General features: G+C 64.3%; 5 protein-coding genes. 3 read left to right on the top strand and 2 right to left on the bottom strand.

Translation table 11 applies throughout. The annotated features are described in order from the left end of the window. The first annotated feature begins 223 nt into the window (after positions 1 to 223). Positions 224 to 820 (top strand): TRAP transporter small permease subunit, encoded by a 597-nt coding sequence (locus tag DYI24_RS18680; RefSeq protein WP_107355161.1) that lies wholly within the window; start codon positions 224 to 226, stop codon positions 818 to 820. 37 nt (positions 821 to 857) lie between these two features. Next, positions 858 to 2,699, top strand: a complete 1,842-nt coding sequence (locus DYI24_RS18675) for a TRAP transporter large permease (protein ID WP_164573376.1) — start codon at positions 858 to 860, stop codon at positions 2,697 to 2,699. A gap of 200 nt (positions 2,700 to 2,899) precedes the next feature. Here the strand turns inward: DYI24_RS18675 and DYI24_RS18670 are convergent, their stop codons facing one another. Together DYI24_RS18670 and DYI24_RS18665 are read right to left on the bottom strand one after the other, a co-directional pair. Beyond that, complete coding sequence (locus DYI24_RS18670) at positions 2,900 to 3,991, bottom strand: TRAP transporter substrate-binding protein (protein ID WP_107343937.1); 1,092 nt, start codon at positions 3,989 to 3,991, stop codon at positions 2,900 to 2,902. Between the two features lie 251 nt (positions 3,992 to 4,242). Further along, positions 4,243 to 5,355, bottom strand: coding sequence for an Mrp/NBP35 family ATP-binding protein (locus tag DYI24_RS18665; protein ID WP_107343936.1), 1,113 nt, complete (start codon positions 5,353 to 5,355; stop codon positions 4,243 to 4,245). A gap of 283 nt (positions 5,356 to 5,638) precedes the next feature. Here DYI24_RS18665 and DYI24_RS18660 point away from each other — a divergent pair. Further along, a partial coding sequence (locus DYI24_RS18660; protein WP_164573375.1) for an NAD(P)-dependent oxidoreductase occupies positions 5,639 to 6,420 on the top strand: 782 nt, incomplete at its 3' end.

The following is a 6,420-nucleotide window of genomic DNA, read 5'->3' as shown; positions in this document are numbered from 1 at the left end:
GCCATAACCGGCCGAGCGTCAGCCGGCACATGAGCGTCACCGGCGGCTAAGCGCTCCCACCTGCGACTAATCATTCCGCTGAACAGCGCTCCTGATTGCCATTTTCCAATTGACGGAACGGTGACGCGCTGGTTTGGTGCGCACGCTTCGCGAGCCCTCGGCTACAAAAAGCCGCTTCGCGTTGTAATCGCGCAGGCCGGACGAACCGGGAGGAGACCGAGCGTTGCGAGCATTGCTTGGACTGAGCAGGACGATCGACGCCTTCAACACGGTTGTGGGCCGTTGGGTGTCCTGGCTGATCGTGGCGGCGGTGGCGATTTCGGCAGTCAACGCCGTGGTCCGCAAGATCTTCGATATGTCGTCGAACTCGTTCCTGGAATTGCAGTGGGTGCTGTTCAGCGTGGTGTTCATGCTGTGCTCGCCCTGGACCCTGCTCAGCAACGAACACATCCGCATCGACATCATCAATCACAGCCTCCCGCTCAAGCTGCGCGGCTGGATCGATATGATCGGCCATGTGTTCTTCCTGATGCCGTTCGCGATCATCCTGCTGTGGTGGTCGATCCCATTCTTCCTGGTCTCGTATCACCAGAACGAGCAGTCGTTCAGCGCCGGCGGCTTGCCGCAATGGCCGGCCAAGGCGCTGATCATGATCATGTGCGTGCTGCTGATCATTCAGGGCATCTCGGAGATCATCAAGCGCCTCGCGATGATGGTCGGCGCGATCCCGGACAGCAACGCTTCCGCACAATCCGCACACAGTTCCGCCGAGCTCGAAGCCGAGCGGCTGTTGCTCAACATCGGCGGCGACAAAAAGTAAGCCGCTTCGTGGTCATCGCATTGGGGGGCCGGTCCGCATGACCGCACTGTTGATCCACTACATGGCGCCGATCATGTTCGCGTCGTTGGTGGTATTTCTGCTGCTGGGCTATCCGGTGGCGTTTTCGCTCGCCGCCAACGGCCTTCTGTTCGCCTTCCTCGGCATCGAACTCGGCCTGTTCCGTCCCGACTTCCTGCAGGCGCTGCCCGATCGCGTCTACGGGGTGATGAACAACGAAACGCTGCTGGCGATTCCATTCTTCACCTTCATGGGGTTGGTGCTGGAGAGATCCGGCATGGCCGAGGATCTGCTCGAGACCATCGGCCAGTTGTTCGGCTCGATCCGCGGCGGCATCGCCTATGCGGTGGTGTTCGTCGGCGCCCTGCTCGCCGCCACCACCGGCGTGGTCGCCGCCTCGGTGATCTCGATGGGCCTGATCTCGCTGCCGATCATGCTGCGCTACGGCTACGACCGCCGCGTCGCCACCGGCATCATCGCCGCGTCCGGCACGCTGGCGCAGATCATCCCGCCGTCGCTGGTGCTGATCGTGATGGCCGACCAGCTCGGCCGTTCGGTCGGCGACATGTACGAAGGCGCCTTCATTCCGGGCATCGTGCTGTCGCTGCTGTATGCGCTGTACATCTTCCTGGTGACGATCTTCGCCCCGAAGGCCGCGCCCGGCCTGCCGCTCGAAGCGCAGACGCTGCGTGAGCCGGAGACCGCCAAGCACCCGCTGATCATGCCGCTGGCGGCGCTGTCGGCCGGCGGTGCGGCCTATCTGTTCACGGTGCATTGGGGCGCGTTCGACTGGAGCAAGCCGGCGTTCGACAAGGTCGGCCTGTCGCAGCTGGTAATGCAGGGCTTCTGGTTCGTGATCCTCACGGCCGTGCTGTTCCGCCCGTTCATCGGCATCATCCGCACCATGACGATGTCGCTGTATCTGGTGGTCGCCGCATCGACCGCCGCCGGCATCGTGGCGATGAGCTTCACCGACGTGAAGTCCGGCGCCGACTACATCGTGCTGACGATGTCGGTCACCGTGGCGCTGTCGTTCGTGATCGCGGTGCTGAACCGGCTGCTGCGGCTGAAGCTGCTGTCCAAGCTCGCCGAGCAGGTCGTGTTCGTGATGGTGCCGCCGCTCGGCCTGATCTTCCTGGTGCTCGGTACCATCTTCATCGGCGTCGCGACGCCGACCGAAGGTGGCGCGATGGGCGCAGCCGGCGCGATGATTCTGGCGCTGATGAAGGGCCGGTTGAGCTTCGACCTCACCCGGCAGGCCACCGAGTCCACCGCCAAGCTGACCGCCTTCGTGGTGATGATCCTGGTCGGCGCCCGCGTGTTCTCGCTCACCTTCTACGGCGTCGACGGCCATCGCTGGGTCGAGGAGCTGCTGGTGTCGCTGCCCGGCGGGCAGCTCGGCTTCCTGATCTTCGTCAACGCCTTCGTGTTCGTGCTGGCGTTCTTCCTCGACTTCTTCGAGCTCGCCTTCATCGTCATTCCGCTGCTCGGGCCGGCGGCTGAGAAGCTCGGTATCGACCTGATCTGGTTCGGCGTCATGCTCGGCGTCAACATGCAGACCTCGTTCATGCATCCGCCGTTCGGCTTCGCCCTGTTCTACCTGCGCTCGGTGGCGCCGAAGCTGCCGTATATCGATCGCGTCAGCGGCAAGCAGATGGCGCCCGTCACCACCGGCCAGATCTACTGGGGCTCGGTGCCGTTCGTGATCATCCAGCTGATCATGGTCGCAATGGTGATCGCCTTCCCCGGAATGGTGATGCACTACAAGGGCGTCGCAGGCGACATCGACCCGTCCAAGGTCAAGATCGACATCCCGCAGATCGAGATGCCGCAGATCGATCTCGGCCCGCCGAAGTTCTGATCGAGGACAGCTTCCCCTTCCCGTCATTGCGAGGAGCGCAGCGACGAAGCAATCCAGTACAGTGCACTGAGCTGGATTGCTTCGCTTCGCTCGCAATGACGGTGGAGCTGGACCGCCCGTCTCCCTAGGAAGACTGGTAACAAACAAAAAAAGCCCGGCCTCCTCGCGGAGGCCGGGCCTTTTCGTTTCAGGCGTTCAGATCAGCCGCGGGTGCGGGAGCGGATCATGAAGCTGTCGAAGGTGTACTCCGCGACCTGCCACCACAGGTACTGGTCGGAGCGATACGCCTGCATGGCGTCGATCGCCTTCTTGAAGTCCGGGTTCTTCGCCGAGATTTCGCCCCACAGCTCGTTGGTGGCCTTGAGGCAGGCGTCGAGGATTTCGTTCGAGAACGGACGCAGCTGCGTGCCGCCGGCCACCAGCCGCTTCAGCGCGGTCGGGTTGAGCAGGTCGTAGCGGGCGTTCATCCAGGTGTTGGTGTTCACCGCCGCGTTGGCGAGGATCGCCTGATAGTTCTTCGGCAGCTGGTTGAACTTCTCGAGGTTGGTGAAGGCGTGCACGGTCGGGCCGCCTTCCCAGAAGCCCGGATAGTAGTAGTACTTCGCGACCTTCTGGAAGCCGAGCTTTTCGTCGTCGTACGGGCCGACCCACTCGGCAGCGTCGATAGTGCCTTTCTCCAGCGCCGGATAGATGTCGCCGCCGGCGATCTGCTGCGGCACCACGCCGACCTTCTGCAGCACCTGACCGGCAATGCCGCCGATGCGCATCTTCAGGCCGCTCATGTCGGCAACGGTCTTGATCTCCTTCCGGAACCAGCCACCCATCTGAGTGCCGGTGTTGCCGCAGGGGAAGCCGACCAGGCCGTACTTCTTGTAGAATTCGTTGGCGAGCTCGTTGCCGCCGCCCTGATACAGCCAGGAGTTCTGCTGACGGGCGTTGAGGCCGAACGGGACCGACGCGAACACCGCGAAGGTCGGGTCCTTGCCGACATAGTAGTACGACACAGTGTGGCACATCTCGACGGTGCCGTTGGACGTGGCATCCAGCGCCTGCAGGCCGGGGACGACTTCACCCGCCGCGAACACCTGGATCTGGAACTTGTTGTCGGTCATCTCGGCGACCTGCTTCGCCAGATATTCGGCGCCGCCATAGATGGTGTCGAGCGACTTCGGGAAGCTGGAGGTCAGCCGCCACTTCACCTCGGGCGAGGACTGCGCGATCGCCGGGGAAGCCACCGCGGCCGCTGCCGCAGCGCCGGTAGCTGACACTTTCAGAAAGTCACGACGTTTCATAAGGCATCTCCTTGTTGCCGGCGTTTTCCCGGATTCCATGCGCGCCCGACCAAAAGAAGGCGAACCGCGGAGCCGTTTGTGGCGAAGCGTCTCTAACACGGATGGTGATCCGCATAAAACGCCGCGACCGAGTAGATAACTGAGATTCAACCAAAGTCGAAGACGGAAATTCCAGCGTGATCACCACGCGGCGTCGACGATCACTCCTGAGTGGTCGATCATCGACGCCGGTATGATCACTTCGCAGCGCATCAATTGGTCGCGAGGCTGTTGATCCGGTCGCGCACCTTGCCGGCAATCGCGCGATAGATCGTCGCATGCGGCCCGTTGGGCTCGCTCTCGACCACAGGCCGGCCGGCGTCCGAAGTGGCTCGAATCTCCATATGCAGCGGGATTTCGCCGAGGAACGGGACGCCGAGTCGCTCGGCCTCGTGCCGCGCTCCGCCATGCCCGAACACGTCGGACCGGGTGCCGCATTCCGGGCAGAGGAAGTAACTCATGTTCTCGATGATGCCGATCACCGGGACATTCACCTTGGTGAACATCGCAAGGCCCCTGCGGGCATCGATCAGTGCCAAATCCTGCGGCGTCGACACGATCACCGCGCCCTTCAGCGGCACGGTCTGCGCCAGCGTCAGTTGCGCGTCACCGGTGCCGGGCGGCATGTCGACCACCAGCACGTCGAGCTTGCCCCAGTCGACGTCGCGCAGCATCTGCGTGATCGCCGACATCACCATCGGACCGCGCCAGATCATCGCCGCCTCTTCGTCGACCAGGAAGCCGATTGACATGATCGACAGGCCGAACCGCGCGATCGGAATCATCCGGCGGCTGTCGTCGAGTTGCGGCTTCTCGTTGATGCCCGTCAGGCGCGGCACCGACGGACCATAGATGTCGGCGTCGAGCAGCCCGACCTTGAGGCCGAGGTCGCGCAGGCCGAGCGCGAGATTGAGCGCAGTGGTCGATTTGCCGACGCCGCCTTTGCCGGATGCGACGGCGATGATCGCGCCGACACCGGGAATGCCCGCCTGTTTCGGCAGACCGGCTCCGGGTGCACCGGCCGGACGATGCGCCGACACCGGCGCCACGCCAGGCCGCTGTGCCGGAGCGCTGCCCGGCTGACGCTCGGCAGTCAGCGCGACCAGCGCGCTCTTCACGCCGGACGTACCGCGCACGGCTGCCTCAGCATCGCTGCGCACGCTCTCCCAAGCCCGCGCCTCGGCCGCATCGACGTTGATCGAGAAGTACACCTTGCCGTCGGTGATGGCGATCTCCGACAGCACGCCGGCTTTGGTCAGCGGCACGCCACGCGGCGTCGCCACCTTGGCCAGGCTGTCGAGAATCTGTTGCTGGGTCACGCTCACTGGAAGTCTCCTGCCGCTTCGCGTGCCCACCGATCACATGCCAACGCTCGGTTCAAGCCGGGAATTAGCCATCGGCCCTCGCTTGTGAAGCGGCCCCGCGCGGAACCATGCTGCACCGCAAGATGATCGCTTTGCCTTACGTTCGAGGGAGATCGCAGGCTTGCTCCGCGAAGCTCCTCGCCTATGCTGACGCCTCCTCCTCGCGTGCCTCGCAGCGGGCCGCCCTCACCTCCACTCGATCAGGCGCGACCGGCTCGCGCCCTCGCAACCGAAGGGTCCAGACATGGCCAAAGTCGCTTTCATCGGTCTCGGCGTCATGGGGTTTCCGATGGCCGGACATCTCGTGACGAAAGGCGGCCATGAGGTGACGGTCTACAATCGCACGGCCGCGAAGGCGCAGGCCTGGGCCGAGAAGTTCGGCGGCCGCGCGGCGCCGACCCCGGCCGAGGCTGCGGCGGGCCAGGACTTCGTGATGGCCTGCGTCGGCAACGACGACGACCTGCGCGCCGTCACCACCGGCGCCGACGGCGCGTTCGGTGCGATGAGCAAGGGCGCGATCTTCGTCGACCACACCACCGCCTCCGCCGAAGTCGCGCGCGAGCTCGACGCTGCTGCAAGCAAAGCGGGCTTCCACTTCATCGACGCGCCGGTGTCGGGTGGCCAGGCCGGCGCCGAGAACGGCGTGCTGACGGTGATGTGCGGTGGCCGGCCGGAAGACTTCGCCAAGGCCGAGCCGGTGATCGCCGCCTACGCACGGATGTGCAAGCTGCTGGGCCCCGCCGGCAGCGGTCAGCTCACCAAGATGGTCAATCAGATCTGCATCGCCGGGCTGGTCGAAGGCCTGTCGGAGGGCATCCACTTCGCCAAGAAGGCCGGCCTCGACGTCAACGCGGTGATCGACACCATCTCCAAGGGCGCCGCGCAGTCGTGGCAGATGGAGAACCGCCACAAGACCATGAACGACGGCAAATACGATTTCGGCTTCGCGGTCGAATGGATGCGCAAGGATCTGTCGATCTGTCTTTCCGAAGCCCACCGCCACGGCGCCAGCCTTCCGGTCACGGC

The sequence above is a fragment of the Rhodopseudomonas sp. BR0C11 genome, assembly GCF_010820945.1.
GTDB classification, from domain to species: domain Bacteria; phylum Pseudomonadota; class Alphaproteobacteria; order Rhizobiales; family Xanthobacteraceae; genus Rhodopseudomonas; species Rhodopseudomonas palustris_H.
The sequence above is the reverse complement of the archived record's forward strand: the minus strand, read 5'-3'. Positions and strand labels throughout refer to the sequence as shown.